Source organism: Streptomyces angustmyceticus (genome assembly GCF_019933235.1).
Lineage (GTDB): Bacteria > Actinomycetota > Actinomycetes > Streptomycetales > Streptomycetaceae > Streptomyces > Streptomyces angustmyceticus.
The window spans coordinates 2,821,394-2,838,637 of sequence record NZ_CP082945.1 but is presented as its reverse complement, the minus strand read 5'-3'; the positions used below and the strand labels follow the sequence as shown (position 1 = coordinate 2,838,637).

Genomic DNA, 17,244 nt, shown 5'->3' with positions numbered 1-17,244 from the left:
GCCCTTTGTCCGTAAGGGAATTGGCGTCGCCTGTGCATGCCCTCCGGCCAACTCCCCTGCGTCGCCCGCGAATTGGCGACGGCACCCCTTTCGGGGGAACGGGCGGACTACTGCCCGGTGACGAGGCGGACGTCGCGCGCGGCGGACGCGGAGGCGGCGGGCCGTTCCTGCCAGCCCTTCCCCGAATCGGCGGCGGTCCACGTCCGGCCGGCGTAAGAGATCTGTTCGATGTGCAGCTCGGCGGAGTGCGCCATCGCCCATGTCGCCAGCTCCCAGCCGCGCCGCTGGGAATCGCCCGCCGCCGCCATCGAACCGGCCGCCCGCACCGGTATCGTCACGCCGCGCCCGTCGCCCGCGCCGCTGCCGCCGGCGACGCCCGCCCGCGGCAGCACCCCCGGACCGAACTCCCGCCGCAGCTTCTCCCGCACCTTCGCGGCGCCGCCCGCCGTGCTGTCCACCGGGCGGCTCTCGTTGCAGGTCATCGCGCCCCGGTCGCGGCCCGTGAGCGCCCCGGTCAACTGGGCGGCGTCCGCCTCGTGCTTGGCGTAGGCCTGCGGATAGCCGCTGTGCTGCACCCGCTGCGCGGCGACGGTCAGCGGCAGCCGGGAGTAGCCGGGCACGTTCGCCAGATGCCGGTAGAACTCCCCGGCCGAGTACACCGGATCCATGATCTTCTGCACGGTGCCCCAGTCCTGCGAGGGCCGCTGCTGGAAGAGCCCGACCGAATCCCGGTCGCCGAAGTCGATGTTGCGCAGCCCCGACTCCTGCATCGCGGTCGCCAGCGCGATGGTCACGGCCCGCTCCGGCAGCCCGCGCGAGGACCCCACGGCAGCGATCGTCGCGGCGTTCGCGGCCTGCTCGGGCGACAGCTCGTAGGGCTTGGCGTCGCCCTCGCCGCGCACCGTGCAGCGGGGAGCTCCCGGGCCGGCGGTGATGTACTGCACGAGGAGGTAGCCGGCCAGGCCGATCAGCACGCAGACGGCAGCGGAGACGCGCCACAGGCGGCTGCGGCGGACGGGAACCGAGGACGGGACGGACACGGGCCCACCGTACTGGAGTGCTGCCGATAGGGTCGGATCCATGGAGCGCCGCACAGACCACCCCGCCCTCGACCTGTCGCTCGACGCCGCCGCGCTCACCGCGCAGCTCGTCGACTTCCCCTCCGAGAGCGGCGACGAGAAGGACCTCGCCGACGCCGTCGAGCAGGCGCTGCGCGCCCTGCCGCACCTGACCGTCGACCGCCACGGCAACAACGTCGTGGCCCGCACCGACCTGGGCCGCGACGAGCGGGTGGTGCTCGCCGGACACCTCGACACCGTGCCGATCGCCGGCAACGTCCCCTCGCGGCTGGACGAGAACGGCGTCCTGTGGGGCTGCGGCACCTGCGACATGAAGTCCGGTGTCGCCGTCCAGCTGCGGATGGCCGCCACGGTCCCGGCGCCCAACCGCGACCTGACCTTCGTCTTCTACGACCAGGAAGAGGTCGCGGCGCACCTCAACGGGCTCGGCCACGTCGCCGACGCCCACCCCGACTGGCTCGCCGGTGACTTCGCCGTCCTCCTGGAGCCGTCCGACGGCCAGGTCGAGGGCGGCTGCCAGGGCACCCTGCGGGTCCTGCTGCGCACCACCGGCGAGCGCGCCCACTCCGCCCGCGGCTGGATGGGCGCCAACGCGATCCACGACGCCGCCCCGATCCTGGCGAAGCTCGCCGCCTACGAGCCCCGCCGCCCGGTCATCGACGGCCTCGAATACCGCGAGGGCCTCAACGCCGTGCGCGTCGAGGGCGGCGTCGCCAACAACGTCATCCCCGACGCCTGCACGGTCACCGTGAACTTCCGCTACGCGCCGGACCGGACGCCCGACGAGGCGCTGGCCCACGTCCGCGAGGTCTTCGCGGACTGCCCCGTGGACGAGTTCGTCGTCGACGACCACTCCCCGGGCGCGCTGCCCGGCCTGTCCCACCCGGCGGCCCGGGCCTTCATGGAGGCCGTCGGCGGCAGCGCGATGCCCAAGTTCGGCTGGACCGACGTCTCCCGCTTCAGCGCCCTGGGCGTCCCGGCCGTCAACTACGGCCCGGGCTACTCGCTGCTCGCCCACAAGAAGGACGAACGGGTCGAGGTCGACCGCATCCTCCACTGCGAGGAGCGGCTGCGCGCCTGGCTGACCGCCTGAGCGCCCCGTCCCCCCGGCCGCACCGGGGGGACCGCACGCCTCCGCGCCGAATTCCCCTGCGCTTCACGTCCGCGGATCTACGCTGAAACGGCACACGATCTGCCAGCGGAGGGAGCACGACATGGCCAGTCCCGAGGGAGCACCGGTCCCGGAGGAGCAGCGGCTGGGTCCCGTACTGCGCCGCCAGGACCAGGTGCGGACCGGCACCACGGACCAGCGCCTGCTGGACTCCGAAGGCCCCTCCGAGTGGGTGCACACCGACCCCTGGCGCGTGATGCGCATCCAGTCGGAGTTCGTCGAGGGCTTCGGCGCGCTGGCCGAGCTGGGCCCGGCCGTCAGCGTCTTCGGCTCGGCCCGTACCCCGCGCGACTCCAAGGAGTACGACGCCGGTGTACGGATCGGCCGGGCCCTGGTCGACGCCGGATTCGCGGTGATCACCGGTGGCGGCCCCGGCGCGATGGAGGCCGTCAACAAGGGCGCCAACGAGGCCGGTGGCACCTCCGTCGGGCTGGGCATCGAGCTGCCCTTCGAGCAGGGCATGAACGCGTACGTGAACCTCGGTGTCGACTTCCGCTACTTCTTCGTCCGCAAGACGTGTTTTGTGAAGTACGCCCGCGGGTTCGTGGTGCTCCCCGGCGGGCTCGGCACCCTCGACGAGCTCTTCGAGGCGCTCACCCTCGTCCAGACCCGCAAGGTCACCCGCTTCCCGATCGTGCTGTTCGGCACGTCCTACTGGAGCGGACTGGTCGACTGGCTGCGCGACACCCTCGTCGCCGAGGGCAAGGCGTCGATGCACGACCTGGAGCTCTTCCACCTCAGCGACGACGTGGACGAGGCGATCACGCTGGTCACCAAGGAGGTCGGGATCTGAGGGCCGGCCCCCTCAGGCCAGCCCCCGGCGGGCGACCGCCGGGGGCCGGTGGCCGGCGATCGAGGCCACCATGTCCAGCACCTGCCGGGTCTCGGCGACCTCGTGGACGCGGTAGACCCGGGCGCCCAGCCAGGCCGAGACCGCGGTGGTCGCGAGGGTGCCCAGCAGCCGCTCCTTGACCGGCCGGTCGAGGGTCTCGCCGACGAAGTCCTTGTTGGACAGCGAGACCAGCACCGGAAACGGGCTGTCCCCGGCCCCGGCGTAGCCGAGATCCGAGGGAACGGCCTTCGCCATCTCGTCCAGCCTGCGGGTCGCCTCCAGGCTGTGCCGGGTGCTCTTCCCGAAGTCGTGCCCCGGATCGATCATGATCGCGTCGCGCCGGACGCCCAGCTCCACGGCCCGCTCCGCCAGGCCGAGCGTCACCCGCAGGACGTCCGCCACCACGTCGTCGTACGTCACCCGGTGCGGGCGGGTGCGCGGTTCGGCGCCGCCCGCGTGCGTGCACACCAGGCCCACGCCGTGGCGCGCCGCGACCTCGGCGAGCCGCGGATCGGCCCCGCCCCAGGCGTCGTTGAGCAGGTCCGCGCCCGCCTCGCACACCGCCTCGCCGACCTCGTGCCGCCAGGTGTCGACGCTGATCACCACGTCGGGGAAGCGCTTGCGGACCTCGGCCACGAACCCGACCGTGCGGCGGGCCTCCTCCTCGGCGCTCACCTCTTCGCCGGGCCCGGCCTTCACCCCGCCGATGTCGATGATCGCGGCGCCCTCGGCCACCGCCCGCTCCACACGGGCCAGCGCGGGCTCGTCACGGAACGTGGCGCCCTGGTCGTAGAACGAGTCCGGCGTCCTGTTGACGATCGCCATGATCACCGGCTCGTGCGCCCCGAACTCGCGATTCCCCAGCCGCAGCATTCCCGCTCTCCCTCTCCATGGTCCGGGAGCGACCCTAACTGTCACACCCGCATGGCACGATCAGTGCAGGCACATAGTCCGGGGAGTTGGTCGTGTTCTGGTTCTTGCTGATCGCGATGGTCGTGGTGGTGGCCGCCGTCACCCTCGTGGTCGTCGGCGGCGGTGACGGCGGCGGGCTGCGGGACGCCGAGCCCGACCGGCTGTACGACCCGCTGCCGGAGGACCGCCCGGTGGCCCGCGCCGACGTGGAGACCGTCCGGTTCCCGGTGACCGTCCGTGGCTACCGGATGAACGAGGTCGACGACGTCCTGGACCGCCTCGGCGCCGAGCTGGCCGAGCGGGACGCCCGGATCGCCGAACTGGAGGCGGCGCTCGCCGGTGCGCACGCCTCCGCCATGGGCGGCCCGGGGCTGATACAGGACGGCCCGCCCGTGCTCGGGCCGGTCGAGGAAGCACGGCCCGAGGACGGACCCGGTCCGCAGGAGGCCCCCGGGACCTCCGGGGCTCCCGGTCGCGCTCCCGAAGGCGGGGACCCGGCATGAGCGGCGTGGTGACGGAGCCCGACGGCGTCCCGCGCTGCCCGTGGGGGATGGAATCGGAGCGGATGGCCGACTACCGCGCCTACCACGACACCGAATGGGGCCGGCCGGTCCACGGCGACGACGCCCTCTTCGAGCGGATGAGCCTGGAGGCGTTCCAGTCCGGGCTGTCCTGGATCACGATCCTGCGGCGACGGCCCGGCTTCCGCGCCGCGTTCGCCGGCTTCCGGATCGCCGAGGTGGCGCGCTTCACCGACGCGGACGCCGAGCGGCTGCTCGCCGACACCGGCATCATCCGCAACCGCCTCAAGATCGCCGCGACGATCAACAACGCCAGGATCGCCGCCGAGCTGGCCCCGGGGGAGCTCGACGGTCTGATCTGGTCCTACGCCCCCGACCGGGCCGGCCGCCCGGTGCCGCGCACCGTGAACGATCTGCAGCCGGTGACCCCGGAGTCGACGGCGCTCGCCAAGGACCTCAAGAAGCGCGGCTTCCGCTTCGTCGGCCCGACCACCGCCTACGCGATGATGCAGGCATGCGGCCTGGTCAACGACCACCTGGCGGACTGCCACGTCCGTCAGGCGGTGGAGGCGGCGGCGGGCTGAACCGGGCGGGACGCTGCCCGCCGGGAGCCGGGAGCCGGGAGCCGGGAGCCGGGAGCCGGGAGCCGGGAGCCGGGCGGGCCGCCCCGGCCGGGCGGCGGTCCGGAGCGTCCGGCCCGACCGGGAGCCCGGCCCGGACGCGGCGGGGCGGCTGCTCGCGGTCCCGCCGAATCAGCGGCCCAGGAAGACCGGCTTCTCCTTCTTCACGAACGCCTCGACCGCGATGTGGTGGTCCTCCGACGCCCCGGCCCGGCCCTGCAGCTCGTCCTCCTTGCCGAGGGTCTCGGCGAGCGAGTGCCCCGCCCCGTAGGCCAGCGACTCCTTGATCGCCGCATACGCGGCGGTCGGGCCCTGGGCCAGCCGGCGGGCGACGGCCGCGGCCTCCCCGGCCAGCTGGTCGGCCGGGACCACCTTGTTGGCGATGCCCAGGTCGTACGCCTCCTGGGCGCTGATGTTGCGCGGGAAGAGCAGCAGATCGGCGGCCCGGCCCTGGCCGATCAGCCGGGGCAGCGTCCAGGACACCCCGGAGTCCGCGGTCAGCGCGACGCCCGCGAAGGAGGTGTTGAAGGACGCGGAATCGGCGACCACCCGGTAGTCGGCGGCCAGCGCGAAGCCCGCGCCGGCGCCCGCGGCGACCCCGTTGACGCCCGCGACCACGGGCTTGGGCATCTCGGTCAGCGCCGTGACGATGGGGTTGTAGTGCTCCCGCACGGTGTTCATGGTGCCGCCGGACCCGGTGGCCCGGTCCTCGGCCAGCAGGCCGATGTGCTCCTTGAGGTGCTGCCCGACGCAGAAGGCGCGCCCGGTGGCGGTCAGCAGAACGGCGCGCACGGCCGGGTCGGCGGCGGCCTCCTTCAGGGTGTCCCGCAGCAGGACCTTCGCCTCGATGTTCAGCGCGTTCATCGCGTCCGGGCGGTTGAGCGTGATCGTCGCGAGCCCGTCGGTCACGTCATAGAGCACGGTGTCGGCCATAGTGGGAATCCCCTCCGTCGCGGCTCGGACTGCGCGGCAGCGGCAGTCCGCGCTCAGGATGCCGGAGATCATCGGGCCCCGGCATGTGACGTACGTCAAAGATTGCGGGCGCGTCGGGGGTCGGCGGGCGGAGAAGTATTGCAGCCGCCTCACCGAATTGAGGGGGTTTGGTGGAGCGCGTTGCCGAAGGGATGCTGTCCGATGTTGGTCATCGGGTCGTTCGATGCGGGATAATGGCCTGGAAGCAATGTGTTCGATGCCGGTGACACGTGCCTATTCGGGCCGTCGGCTGAGATGAGCTGGTTTCAGGAAGGGGAACGAGCATGGCGGCCATGAAGCCGCGGACGGGCGACGGCCCGCTCGAGGTGACCAAGGAGGGGCGGGGCATCGTCATGCGCGTTCCGCTCGAAGGCGGCGGGCGGCTCGTCGTCGAGCTGACCCCCGACGAAGCCAAGGCCCTGGGTGAGGCCCTGGACAAGGTCACCGTCTGACAAGGGCGGCGCAACCGGCGGTTTCCCGGGGCTGACCCCGGTATCCCCAGCCGAAATACCCCGGCCCCGGCACGTGGCGCGCACTTACGGGCGCGCCACGTGCCGGGGCCGTCTCACGTCCCGGACCGGGCCGGGGCCGGTCAGCCGCGCTTGACCGCGCAGAGCAGCCCGTCGCCGACCGGCAGCAGGGCCGGCACCAGCGCGGTGCTCTCCCGGATGGTCCGCAGCAGTTCCCGCAGCCGCAGCACCTCGGCGGGCTGCAGCGACGAGTCGACCGTACGGCCGTCGGCGAAGACGCCCTCGAAGCAGACCACGCCGCCGGGGCGCAGCAGACGCAACGATTCAGCGAGGTACTCCAGGCACTCCATGAGGTCGCCGTCGCAGAACACGAGGTCGTAGCCGCCGTCCGCGAGGCGGGGCAGGACGTCCAGGGCGCGGCCGGGGATGAAGCGGGCGCGGTTCCCGGCGAAGCCGGCCGCGCGCAGCGCCTGCTTGGCGAACGTCTGCCGCTCGGGTTCGAGGTCCACGGTGGTCAGCACCCCGTCGGGCCGCATGCCGTGCAGGAGGTAGATGCCCGACACGCCCGTTCCGGTGCCGATCTCGGCGACCGCCTTGGCGTCCGCGGCGGCCGCGAGCAGGCTGAGGGCCGCACCGGTCCCGGCCGTCACCGTACGGATGCCGGCTTCGCGCGCACAGTCACGGGACCACTGCAGGGCGGCCTCGGCGCTGTCGTCGATGGTCCCGGCGCCGTACGCCTCGGCGAATGCCAAGCTCGTCTGCCGGTTGCCGGTAATGGCCCTCTCCTGTCCCCGTAGTTGACGCAACCGTGACTGTATCCGCTGCGTCCGGGAACCCGCAGATGGGACTGGACGTTGAGGAAGGGCAGGGGGAAGACGGGGGGACGCACCGGTGAAGACCGCGCGAGATGTCAGGCAAGACCAGAAGCAGGACCAAATGCAGGTCAAAACTGCTTATCCGGAGCTAACGGGCGAGGTGGATATGGTAGGGGCTCTACTGGACACCACCAGAGCCACCAGGGGAGGTGCGGCTGCGGCGGGTGACCGAGGGGTGCTGAGGCGCTTGAAAAGGTCGTTCGCCGAGCCGAAATCCGTGACAGACACTGCTGACCGTTCCCGCCCCCATGGCCCGAAGGGCAGGGGAGGGGCCCCCGTCGCCGACTCCGCAACCACCGCGACCTTCGCCGCAGACGCGGATGCGCAGGCGTGGACTCCGCCCAGCTGGGAGGAGATCGTCAGCACCCACAGCGCACGGGTCTACCGCCTCGCCTACCGCCTCACCGGCAATCAGCACGACGCCGAGGACCTCACCCAGGAGGTGTTCGTCCGCGTCTTCCGCTCGCTGTCGACGTACACCCCCGGCACCTTCGAGGGCTGGCTGCACCGGATCACCACCAACCTCTTCCTGGACATGGTCCGCCGCCGCCAGCGCATCCGCTTCGACGCGCTCGGTGACGACGCCGCCGAGCGGCTCCCCAGCCGCGAGCCCTCCCCGCAGCAGCACTTCAACGACACCCACTTCGACGCCGATGTCCAGCAGGCGCTGGACACCCTCGCGCCCGAGTTCCGTGCCGCCGTCGTGCTCTGCGACATCGAGGGCCTGTCGTACGAGGAGATCGCCGCGACGCTCGGTGTCAAGCTCGGTACGGTCCGCAGCCGGATCCACCGCGGCCGTTCCCATCTGCGCAAGGCCCTCAAGCACCGCGCCCCGGCCACCCGCGCCGAAGAGCGCGCCCAGCGGCGGTCGCTGGCCGTGGTGCCCACGGGGGAGGTCGGAATCGCGTGAGCGGCAGTGGCGGTCCGTCCCCCGCCGAGCAGCATCTCGGCGACCGCCTCGCGGCCCTGGTCGACGGCGAGTTGGGGCATGACGCACGCGAGCGGGTGCTCGCGCATCTCGCGACATGCGGACGGTGCAAAGCAGAAGCCGACGCGCAGCGCCGGCTGAAGAGCGTGTTCGCCCAGACGGCACCCCCCGGTCCCTCCGAGGGGCTGCTGGCGCGGCTGCAGCAGCTGCCCGGCGGCGACCCCGACGGCCCCGGCAGCCGGCTCGGCAACGGCAGCTTCGGACGCGGTGAGTTCGCCCGCGGCGGCGGCACGTTCCGCTATGTCCCCGCCGACGGCCACTCCGGCCATGCGATGGCGGCCCTTCCCGTGCAGCCCCGCGGGCGCGGCTTCCGTGTGCAGGAGAGCGACCGGCCCGCGCAGCGGCGGCGGTTCGCGTTCGCGGCGGCCGGTGCGGTCTCCCTCGCGGCGTTCGCGCTGGGCGGCGCCCTCCCGTTGGAGGCGGCCGTGGATCTCCCCGGTGGACGTGTCGACGGCGGCGGCACGGCCGTCACCCCGCTGAGCGTCAGCCCGGCGGCCGGCGGCGGTTCCCTGCCGCGCGGTGAGGAGTTTCCCGCCAAGAATTCCCGGGCCGGCGCCTGGCAGCCCGCCGGCGGTCCGACCCTGGCCCCGGCCCCCAGCACCATGACTCTCTACGGCCCCACCACGGCACCCCCCTCCCCGCCGGTGGCGCCCGCCCAGGCCGGACGCTTCGGCCTGACACCGCTGATAGCCGCGAGCAGCCCGGTCATGGCGCGCTACCTCGCGCCCCTGGCCACCGCGACCGGCAACACCCCGGCACGGAAGAGTCCGCCCGCCCCGTCGCCCCTGGAACCCATGCGTCCGCTGACCGGTTCCGCGGCCGCCGCGCTCTCCTCCGCCCCTGGCTCAACCTCCGCCCACCGCTGACCGTCCCCTGCGCAGCCCCACACGGAACTGGTTGAATCCCTGTGGGGCGGCGCACCCCTGTCCGGGCGCGTGCCGCGAGGTGGTGGCCCGTGCACGGCCGCGGGCGAATTCTGGGGAGAGCATGGACGACGGTAAGGCCGCCGGGCCGAAGCTGAAGTGGTGGAGCCGCCCGGGAGGCACCCCGCGCACGGAACCGTCCGCCGAGTCCGGCCCGCAGCCGGCGCCACCCGCCGACGGCACGGCGCCCGGCGCGTCCGGCGCCTTCGCCGCGCAGGAGTCGGAGGACTGGATCGTCCGCCCGCCGGAGCCGCGCAAGGACGCGGGGCCGCAGCTGCCGCCCGAGTCGCCCGCGAGCCCCGCGACGGCCGCCGACGCCGCGACGGCCGAAGGGGGCGCCGTAGACGGCGAGTTGGCGGCGTCGCGCGACGCGGCGGCCGAGGCGGACGCCGCTGACCGCGAGACGGCGGTACCGCACGGTGCGCCGGCCGCCGACCCGACGCACCAGGACGCCGCCGGGACCCCGGGCACCGGGACGACCACGGCGCGTCCCGCCCCGTCGACCATGACGCTCGGGCGGGTGGCCGGAGCCGCCTCCGACGAGCCCCTGCCCGGCGCGCCCGAAGGGACGCCGGACGAGCCCCCGCCCGGCGCACGGCGCGAGCCCCAGGACGGGACGGCCGCGCCCACGGCCGCGCCCACGGCGGCGACCGCGCCCGCGACCACGGCGACGACCACGCCCGCCTCCGGAACCCCGGGCCCGGCGCCGCAGCGGCAGCAGCCGTTGCACGCCGAGGACCCCTACGGCACCCCTCCGTACGGCGGCCCCGGCCCCTGGGCGCCCGCCCCGCCCGTCCAGCGCCCGGTGGCGACCCCCGCCCACGGCACCGCCTTCCCCCCGCCCGCCGCCGGCCCGCAGACCGGCGCCGTGCCGCCTCCCACCGGCCCGCAGCTCACCGGCGCACCTGCCCCGGGCCCGGGCCCCCAGCCCACCCCCCTGGCCTCCACGCCCCGACCGGCCACCGCCCCCGCCGACCCGGCCCCCACCCCCGACGCCCCACCCCAGGACACCGCCGACGCCCCGTTCGTCCCGCACCCCGGTGACGGCGGCCCCCGGCCGGCGGGGGCCGCGCCCTGCGCGCCGCCACCGCCGGTCTTCGCCGGCCCGGCAGCCGGTGAGCACGGGCCGGCCGGCGGCCAGGGACCGCATCCCGCCCCCCACGGAGCCTGGCAGCAGTACGACCCGTGGAGCGCGCCGTTGCAGGCCGGGCCGCTCGCGCCGGCGTCGCGGGACCGGCGGCGCCGCGGCCCGCTGGTCGCCGGGGCGGTGGCGCTCGCCCTGCTGGCGGGCGGCATCGGCGGCGGCATCGGCGCGTACGTCGAGCGCTACGGCGGCATCAACGACATCAGGCTGCCCCAGTCCGCCGCCGACGGTGCGGGGCGCAGGCCCGACAGCGTCGCCGGGATCGCCCAGCGCGCGCTGCCCGGAGTGGTCACGATCCATGTGCGCGGCAGCGCGGAGCAGGGCACCGGCACCGGCTTCGTCCTCGACCGCCAGGGGCACATCCTCACCAACAACCACGTCGTCCAGCCGGCCGGCAGCGGCGGCGAGATCTCGGTGACCTTCAGCGGCGGCCAGACGGCCAAGGCCCGGGTCGTCGGCCAGGACGGCGGCTACGACCTCGCCGTCATCCAGGTCGAGGGCGTCACGGGGCTGCGGCCGCTCACCCTCGGCAACTCCGACTCCGTACAGGTCGGCGACCCGGTGGTGGCGATCGGCGCGCCCTTCGACCTCGCCAACACCGTCACCTCCGGGATCATCAGCGCCAAGCAGCGCCCGATCACCGCGGGCGGCGAGAAGGGCGACGGCAGCGATGTCTCGTACGTGGACGCGCTGCAGACCGACGCGCCCATCAACCCGGGCAACTCCGGCGGCCCGCTGGTGGACGCCAGGGCGCGGGTGATCGGCATCAACAGCGCCATCCGCGCGGCCGACAGCGCCGGCGGCCTGGAGGGCGGCGGCAGCCAGGGCGGCAGCATAGGGCTGGGCTTCGCCATACCGATCAACCAGGCCAAGCGGGTGGCGGAGGAGCTGATCAACACCGGCCGGGCGACGCATCCGGTGATCGGCGTGACCTTGGAGATGGAGTACGCCGGCGACGGGGCGCGGGTCGGCGAACGCAGCAAGGGCGGAAAGCCTCCGGTCCTCCCGGACGGCCCCGGCGCCAAGGCCGGCATCAAGCCCGGCGACGTGATCACGAAGGTGGACGGTGCCGCGGTGCACAGCGGCGAGGAGCTGATCGTCAAGATCCGCAGCCACCGGCCCGGCGACACGCTGGTGCTCACCCTCCTGCGGGGCGGCAAGGACCGGACCGTACGGCTCAGCCTGGGTTCCTCCAGCACGGGCTGATCGTTTGCATGGTGTTGGCACGGGTGACTCCCGTCCGACGTACGGGGCCAGGTACCGTGAGAGGCGGCCTGGCCCAAAGGCCGACGAAGGCCGCGGATGACCCAAGGAGCTGCTAGGTGTTCTTCGACATAGGACCCCTCGAACTGGTGGCGCTCGTGATCCTTGCCGTCCTCGTCTTCGGCCCGGACAAGCTGCCCAAGGTCATCCAGGACGTCATGGGCTTCATCCGCAAGGTGCGGGCGTTCTCCGACAGCGCCAAGGAGGACATCCGCAGCGAGCTGGGCCCGGACTTCAAGGACTTCGAGTTCGAGGACCTCAAGCCCAAGAACTTCGTGCGCAAGCACGTCCTGGAGAAGGACGAGTACGGCCTCAAGGATCTTCAGGAGATCCGAAATGGCTTCGACCTGAAGAAAGAGATGGCCGAGGTCACCGACGCCGTCCACGGCCACGAGGGTTCCTCGTCCGCCACGCCCTCGAACGGCGCAGGTCACAGCCTGTCCAAGGGGTCCCCGGCAGCCTCCGCCGGCCGCCCCGACCTGGTGAAGAAGACCGGAAGCCCTCAGCCGGACGAGCGTCCGCCGTTCGACGCCGACGCCACCTGACACACACCAGTATGACCGGCTGTGTTGACGCCTATGGCTATGCTCCCGGTGTCCGGGGTTCGGTCGCCTGAGGGGGGCGGGCCGCCCACGACACAGGGCAACAAGGAGGCTCCGCGCAGATGGAGACGACGAGTCGGACGGCGGCACAAGGGGTGTCCGCAGAGGCCGGCCGGAAGGTCGACGGCTATCTGCTGGCCGCGTTCCCGTGGTACGGCCTCGACGAGGCGTTCACCGGTCCGCGCTGGTTGATGCAGGTCGGAGCGGGCGCGGACGGGACCGTCGAGCACGGTGCCACCGGGCACGGCGAGGAGCCCACCATCAAGGTGGAGCCGCCGCAGGACGAGCGGTTCGCGGTGGTGGTGACGGTCGCCAGCCGCCCCGTACGGCGCAGCGCCGACGGCACCGGCGTGCTGGAGGCGACCTCGGTCTCGACGGCCGCCTGGCTGGCCGGGTCGGGGCTGCTCGCCCACACCTGGCCCACCCAGATGGACCGTTCGCTGCGCCAGGACTGGCTGGACCAGCAGACGATGCTCGCCTGGGAGCTGGCCGACGACCTCGGCGGCGGGAGCTGGAGCGAGCTGATGCTGCCGGTGGACGGCGAGCCGACGTCGTTCGCCTACCGCGAGTCCGAGTACGGCTGGGTACTGGCCGGCTCCGGGGGCGAGGGACCCGAGGGCGTGCACATCGGCGCCTACGGGCGCGGGATGAGCGCCTACGGGCTGGCCTTCTCGGTGATCAAGGACCTCGCCGCGTACGAGGGCTGACCGGCCGGCGCGAACGGGGCCGGACGGCCGCACGACGAAGGGGCGGACCCGCTGTGGGTCCGCCCCTTGGCGCGTGCGGTCCGGGAACCGGCCGCGTCCGTCTCAGAACTTGTTGCGCGGGGTGATGCCGAGCGACATGCCCTGCAGGCCCCGCTGCCGGCCGCCCAGCTTGCCCGCGATGGTGCGGATCGCCGAGCCGGCGGGGGAGTCGGGGTCGGTCAGCACGACCGGCTTGCCCTCGTCGCCGCCCTCGCGCAGGCGGACGTCGATCGGGATGGCGCCGAGCACCGGCACCTGGGTGCCGGTCGTCTTCGTCAGACCCTCGGCCACCCGCTCGCCGCCGCCGGTGCCGAAGACATCGACCATCTCGTCACAGTGCGGGCAGGGCAGGCCGGACATGTTCTCGACCACGCCGACGATCTTCTGGTGGGTCTGCACGGCGATCGAACCGGCCCGCTCGGCGACCTCGGCGGCGGCCTGCTGCGGGGTGGTGACCACCAGGATCTCGGCGTTCGGCACCAGCTGGGCCACCGAGATCGCGATGTCGCCGGTGCCCGGGGGCAGGTCCAGCAGCAGCACGTCCAGGTCGCCCCAGTAGACGTCGGCGAGGAACTGCTGCAGCGCGCGGTGCAGCATCGGGCCGCGCCAGACGACGGGGGCGTTGCCGGGGGTGAACATGCCGATCGAGATGACCTTCACGCCGTTCGCCGACGGCGGCATGATCATGTTCTCGACCTGGGTGGGCTTGCCGTCGGCACCGAGCATCCGGGGCACGGAGTGGCCGTAGATGTCGGCGTCCACGACACCGACCTTCAGGCCGTCGGCCGCCATCGCCGCGGCGAGGTTGACGGTCACCGACGACTTGCCGACGCCGCCCTTGCCGGAGGCGACGGCGTAGACCCGGGTGAGCGAACCGGGCTGGGCGAACGGCACCTCGCGCTCGGCGGTGCCGCCGCGCAGCGACGCCGCCAGCTCCTTGCGCTGCTCGTCGCTCATCACGTCCAGCTCGACGGCGACGGAGGTGACGCCCTCGACCCGCTCGACGGCCTCCCGCACATTGCTGGTGATCGTCTCGCGCATCGGACAGCCGGAGACCGTGAGGTAGACCACGACCGCCACCGCGCCGTCCGCCGCGATGTCCACCGATTTGACCATCCCCAGCTCGGTGATGGGGCGGTGGATCTCGGGGTCGTTCACCGTCGCGAGCGCGTCGCGGATCGCGTCCTCGCTCGGGGTGGCGCCTTCGGGCGTGTGGGTAGCCATGTCCCGATGGTACGGCGCGTGAGGGTGCCTCCGGAAAGCCTGTCAGCGGTCGCGTTCCTCACTTTCCGCGCCGGACGCCAGCCGCGGCTCCAGATCCCTCAGCATGTCCTGGAGCTCGGAGCGGATCCAGTCGCGGGTGGCGACCTCGCCCAGGCCGAGCCGCAGGGCCGCGATCTCCCGGGTCAGGTACTCCGTATCGGCGATGGACCGCTCGTTCTGCTTGCGGTCCTGTTCGTGGGTGACCCGGTCGCGGTCGTCCTGGCGGTTCTGCGCCAGCAGGATCAGCGGCGCGGCGTACGACGCCTGCAGCGACAGCGCCAGCGTCAGGAAGATGAACGGGTACTGATCGAACCTCAGGCCGCTGGGTGCCGTGGTGTTCCAGATGACCCACAGGATGATGGTGACGGTCATCCAGACGATGAAGCGGCCGGTCCCCAGGAAGCGGGCGATCTTCTCCGAGAGCCGCCCGAACGCCTCCGGGTCGTACTCCGGCAGGAACGTACGGCGCGGCGCCCGCGGCTGGTCGAGGCGCACCCGCGGCCGGTCGGCGGCGCCCCGGCGCAGCGCCGACGACCCGTTCGCCCGCGACCGCTCCCTGGCGCCTTCCCGCTCCTCAGCGCCCATGACCGCCCTCCCCGAGGGGCTGCCCGCCGGTCAGACCGGCCGGAGCGGCGCCGTGCAGCCCGTCCTCCCGCCAGTCGTCCGGCAGCAGGTGGTCGAGCACGTCGTCGACGGTGACGGCGCCGAGCAGCGCCCCGCTCTCGTCCACCACCGGGGCGGCGACCATGTTGTACGCGGCCAGATAGCTGGTCACCTCCGGCAGCGGGGTGTCCGGCGGCAGGGCCGGCAGATCGGTGTCGGCGATCGAGCTGACGAGGGTGAACGGCGGGTCGCGCAGCAGCCGTTGGAAGTGGACCACGCCCAGGTACTTGCCGGTGGGCGTCTCGTCCGGCGGCCGGCAGACGTAGACCTGGGCGGCCAGCGCGGGCGACAGGTCCGGGTCGCGCACCCGCGCCAGCGCGTCGGCGACCGTCGCGTCCGGGCGCAGCACGATCGGCTCGGTGGTCATCAGCCCGCCCGCGGTGCGCTCCTCGTACGACATCAGCCGCCGCACATCGGCGGCCTCCTCCGGCCGCATCAGCGCCAGCAGCCGCTCCTTCTCCTCCTCCGGCAGCTCGGAGAGCAGGTCGGCGGCGTCGTCCGGGTCCATCGCCTCCAGGACGTCGGCGGCCCGCTCGTCCTTCAGCTTGCCGATGATCTCCACCTGGTCGTCCTCCGGCAGCTCCTCCAGGACGTCGGCGAGCCGGTCGTCGTCGAGCGCCGCGGCGACCTCGGCACGGCGCTTGGCGGAGAGGTGGTGCAGCACCCCGGCGAGGTCGGCGGGCCGCAGCTGCTCGAAGGTGGCCAGCAGACTCTCCGCGCCCTGCCCGTGCTCCTCCAGCGAGAAGCCGGTCACCGCCGACCACTCCACGGTCAGCACCTCTCCCTTGCGCCGCAGCGCCCCGCCCTTGCCCTTGCGCACGAAGACCTTGTCGATCTCCCAGTCGCGGCGGGCCGGCAGCTGGGTGATGCCGATGTCGAGGACGGTGACCTCCTCGCCGGTGTCCACCAGCCGCACCCGCCGGTCGAGCAGCTCGCCGAGCACCAGCGTCTCCGACGTCCGCTGCTCGAAGCGGCGCATGTTGACCACGCCGGTGATGATGATCTGGCCGGACTCCACCCCGCTCACCCGCGTCATGGGCACGAAGATCCGGCGTCGGCTGATCACCTCGACGACCACCCCCAGCAGCCGCGGCGGGCGGTCGCCGACCCGGAGCAGCGCGACGAGGTCCCGCAGCCGGCCGACCTGGTCGCCGTGAGGATCGAAGACGGCGGTGCCGGCGAGATGGGAGACGAAGACCCGGGGAGTCACCACTGCCATGCAGAGTGCCGCCCTTTCTCCCGTTAGGCCCCGAAACAGGGCATCAATCCGGGTTCAGGCTAACGCGCCCCGGCCTGCCCCGCCCCGGTGGAGGAGGCCGTAGGGTGACCGCCGCGCACCCTGCCGACGACCGTGCGCGGCCCAGGTACGCTGCCGTACTGCTGTCGAGGTCACCCGCATCAGGAGGCACAGCCCACGTGAGCGCAATTCCCCCGGGCGCCGGCCCCCGCCCCTTCGCCGGAACCCGCCGTACGGGACGGGCCGCGCTGGTGGGGGCGGTCTGTGCGGTACTGGCCGCGGCGCTGGCGGGCTGCGGCGGGGAGGACCCGGACGCCGGCACCAACGGCGTGGGGAAGCTGCCCGCCGCGAAGATCGAAGCCAAGGCGCGGGCCGCGGCCCAGCGCGCCGACACCGTGCACCTCTCCGGCAACGTCGTCAGCCAGGGCCGCACCTACCGCCTCGACATGAGCCTGGCCAAGGACGGCGCGAAGGGGGAGCTGACCACCAAGGCGGCCGCCTTCCAGCTGCTGCGGGTCGGCGACGCGCTCTATCTGAAGGCGGACGCGGCCTTCTGGGCGGGCGAGAAGGGCGGCGGCTCGAATCGGCCCAACCAGGCGGCGGACAAGCTCGGCGGCAAGTACGTCAAGGTGCCCGTCACCGACCCCGTCCACAAGCGCTTCAGCGGCTTCACCGACAAGGACACCCTGCTCGCCGGCCTGCTCGGGCTGCACGGCAAGCTGACCACCGGCGAACGCGGCGACGTCGGCGGGACCCGCACCATCCGGGTGGCGGCCGGCGCGGGCTCCGGCGGCGCCCTGGACGTCTCACTGGAGGGCACGCCCTACCCCCTGCGCCTGCGCCGGGCCGGCGGCGCGGGCGTCGTACAACTGGCCGACTGGGGCCGCAGCGTCGACCTCAAGGCCCCGCCCAAGGACCAGGTCGTCGACTACGGCTCCAAGATCTCCGGCAAGGGCTGAACAG

General features: G+C 73.3%; 18 protein-coding genes. 11 read left to right on the top strand and 7 right to left on the bottom strand.

Annotated elements, in window-relative coordinates:
* Positions 1 to 107 precede the first annotated feature (107 nt).
* A complete protein-coding gene (locus tag K7396_RS12750) occupies positions 108 to 1,082 on the bottom strand; it encodes a heavy metal transporter (RefSeq protein ID WP_086718651.1) in 975 nt (324 codons plus the stop codon).
* On the opposite strand from K7396_RS12750, the gene dapE reads away from it, so the two are divergent.
* Positions 1,081 to 2,172, top strand: coding sequence for a succinyl-diaminopimelate desuccinylase (gene dapE, locus K7396_RS12745; RefSeq protein ID WP_086718629.1), 1,092 nt, complete (start codon positions 1,081 to 1,083; stop codon positions 2,170 to 2,172). The two genes, K7396_RS12750 and dapE, sit on opposite strands and share 2 nt — an antisense overlap.
* Positions 2,173 to 2,293: 121 nt before the next feature.
* Positions 2,294 to 3,043: an LOG family protein gene (locus tag K7396_RS12740; protein WP_086718628.1), complete on the top strand. Its 750-nt coding sequence runs from the start codon at positions 2,294 to 2,296 to the stop codon at positions 3,041 to 3,043.
* A 12-nt stretch (positions 3,044 to 3,055) separates the two neighbouring features.
* Here K7396_RS12740 and folP read toward each other — a convergent pair whose 3' ends face one another.
* Entirely contained in the window at positions 3,056 to 3,955 is a 900-nt protein-coding gene (gene folP / locus K7396_RS12735) for a dihydropteroate synthase (protein ID WP_086718627.1), read from the bottom strand.
* Positions 3,956 to 4,047: 92 nt separating this feature from the next.
* Here folP and K7396_RS12730 point away from each other — a divergent pair, with 92 nt between their 5' ends.
* Together K7396_RS12730 and K7396_RS12725 are read left to right on the top strand one after the other, a co-directional pair.
* On the top strand, positions 4,048 to 4,497 hold the full coding sequence (locus K7396_RS12730) for a DivIVA domain-containing protein (RefSeq protein WP_152104560.1): 450 nt from the start codon (positions 4,048 to 4,050) through the stop codon (positions 4,495 to 4,497).
* Positions 4,494 to 5,099 (top strand): DNA-3-methyladenine glycosylase I, encoded by a 606-nt coding sequence (locus K7396_RS12725; protein WP_152104561.1) that lies wholly within the window; start codon positions 4,494 to 4,496, stop codon positions 5,097 to 5,099. Before K7396_RS12730 ends, K7396_RS12725 begins: the two co-directional genes overlap by 4 nt.
* Positions 5,100 to 5,267: 168 nt before the next feature.
* Here K7396_RS12725 and chcB read toward each other — a convergent pair whose 3' ends face one another.
* Positions 5,268 to 6,068 (bottom strand): 2-cyclohexenylcarbonyl CoA isomerase, encoded by an 801-nt coding sequence (gene chcB / locus K7396_RS12720; RefSeq protein WP_223659899.1) that lies wholly within the window; start codon positions 6,066 to 6,068, stop codon positions 5,268 to 5,270.
* A 323-nt stretch (positions 6,069 to 6,391) separates the two neighbouring features.
* Here chcB and K7396_RS12715 point away from each other — a divergent pair, with 323 nt between their 5' ends.
* Positions 6,392 to 6,559, top strand: a complete 168-nt coding sequence (locus K7396_RS12715) for a DUF3117 domain-containing protein (RefSeq protein ID WP_006603288.1) — start codon at positions 6,392 to 6,394, stop codon at positions 6,557 to 6,559.
* 140 nt (positions 6,560 to 6,699) lie between these two features.
* Here K7396_RS12715 and K7396_RS12710 read toward each other — a convergent pair whose 3' ends face one another.
* The gene (locus K7396_RS12710; protein WP_373866919.1) at positions 6,700 to 7,296 is read right to left on the bottom strand and encodes an O-methyltransferase; all 597 of its coding nucleotides are present in this window, start codon (positions 7,294 to 7,296) and stop codon (positions 6,700 to 6,702) included.
* A gap of 373 nt (positions 7,297 to 7,669) precedes the next feature.
* Between K7396_RS12710 and sigE the strand changes: the two genes are divergently transcribed.
* The 5 genes from sigE (at position 7,670) to K7396_RS12685 (ending at position 13,079) form a co-directional block, all read left to right on the top strand.
* On the top strand, positions 7,670 to 8,362 hold the full coding sequence (gene sigE, locus K7396_RS12705) for an RNA polymerase sigma factor SigE (RefSeq protein ID WP_086720628.1): 693 nt from the start codon (positions 7,670 to 7,672) through the stop codon (positions 8,360 to 8,362).
* Positions 8,359 to 9,306, top strand: coding sequence for an anti-sigma factor family protein (locus tag K7396_RS12700; RefSeq protein WP_152104562.1), 948 nt, complete (start codon positions 8,359 to 8,361; stop codon positions 9,304 to 9,306). Before sigE ends, K7396_RS12700 begins: the two co-directional genes overlap by 4 nt.
* A 121-nt stretch (positions 9,307 to 9,427) precedes the next feature.
* Entirely contained in the window at positions 9,428 to 11,713 is a 2,286-nt protein-coding gene (locus K7396_RS12695; protein ID WP_152104563.1) for a trypsin-like peptidase domain-containing protein, read from the top strand.
* Between the two features lie 116 nt (positions 11,714 to 11,829).
* Positions 11,830 to 12,315: a sec-independent translocase gene (locus K7396_RS12690; protein WP_086716578.1), complete on the top strand. Its 486-nt coding sequence runs from the start codon at positions 11,830 to 11,832 to the stop codon at positions 12,313 to 12,315.
* A 119-nt stretch (positions 12,316 to 12,434) separates the two neighbouring features.
* Entirely contained in the window at positions 12,435 to 13,079 is a 645-nt protein-coding gene (locus K7396_RS12685) for a hypothetical protein (protein ID WP_086716579.1), read from the top strand.
* Positions 13,080 to 13,181: 102 nt separating this feature from the next.
* Here K7396_RS12685 and K7396_RS12680 read toward each other — a convergent pair whose 3' ends face one another.
* From K7396_RS12680 to K7396_RS12670, 3 genes are read right to left on the bottom strand one after another with little or no spacing between them, the layout of a single operon-like run.
* Positions 13,182 to 14,342 (bottom strand): Mrp/NBP35 family ATP-binding protein, encoded by a 1,161-nt coding sequence (locus K7396_RS12680; RefSeq protein WP_086716580.1) that lies wholly within the window; start codon positions 14,340 to 14,342, stop codon positions 13,182 to 13,184.
* Between the two features lie 42 nt (positions 14,343 to 14,384).
* Positions 14,385 to 14,966 (bottom strand): DUF1003 domain-containing protein, encoded by a 582-nt coding sequence (locus K7396_RS12675; protein WP_086716581.1) that lies wholly within the window; start codon positions 14,964 to 14,966, stop codon positions 14,385 to 14,387.
* On the bottom strand, positions 14,956 to 16,263 hold the full coding sequence (locus K7396_RS12670; RefSeq protein ID WP_086716582.1) for a magnesium transporter MgtE N-terminal domain-containing protein: 1,308 nt from the start codon (positions 16,261 to 16,263) through the stop codon (positions 14,956 to 14,958). The genes K7396_RS12675 and K7396_RS12670 overlap by 11 nt, the downstream gene beginning before the upstream one ends.
* A gap of 197 nt (positions 16,264 to 16,460) precedes the next feature.
* Between K7396_RS12670 and K7396_RS12665 the strand changes: the two genes are divergently transcribed.
* The gene (locus K7396_RS12665) at positions 16,461 to 17,240 is read left to right on the top strand and encodes a hypothetical protein (RefSeq protein WP_086716583.1); all 780 of its coding nucleotides are present in this window, start codon (positions 16,461 to 16,463) and stop codon (positions 17,238 to 17,240) included.
* The last annotated feature ends 4 nt before the right edge of the window (positions 17,241 to 17,244 follow it).